Below are 392 nucleotides of genomic sequence, written 5' to 3'. Positions count from 1 at the left end.
TGAGGTAACCCTTACGGGAGCCAGCCGCCGAAGGTGGGGCAAATGATTGGGGTGAAGTCGTAACAAGGTAGCCGTATCGGAAGGTGCGGCTGGATCACCTCCTTTCTAAGGATAAATACGAAAAGCGTAGGCGACTGTTCAGCTCCGACAAGCGCTGGAGGGCCTGCGAGGAGGCTGTTGCCGCCACAGCAGGACCGAAGCGGCTCGAGGGGCTAGGAGCCGGAGCTAGACATAAAGAAAAGCGGAGAACGGTTCTTGGTTCGAAGCTACACATAACGTAATAACAACGCTTTTTCGCTTCGTTTAGTTTTGAGGGAATATCCCTCAAGGTTTTAGTTGATTGTTCCTTGAAAACTAGATAACAGGCAGTAAGAAAAGCGACAAACGGTTCT

At 51.0% G+C, this 392-nt stretch carries 1 rRNA gene; it reads left to right on the top strand.

The annotated features are described in order from the left end of the window. A 16S ribosomal RNA gene (locus tag ETB99_RS14765) occupies positions 1-105 on the top strand; the annotation flags it as partial. Positions 106-392 lie beyond the last annotated feature (287 nt).

This window comes from Anoxybacillus sp. CHMUD, assembly GCF_013096965.1.
In the GTDB taxonomy this organism is placed as follows: domain Bacteria; phylum Bacillota; class Bacilli; order Bacillales; family Anoxybacillaceae; genus Anoxybacillus; species Anoxybacillus kestanbolensis_A.
This window is presented reverse-complemented; position numbering and strand designations above follow the sequence as displayed.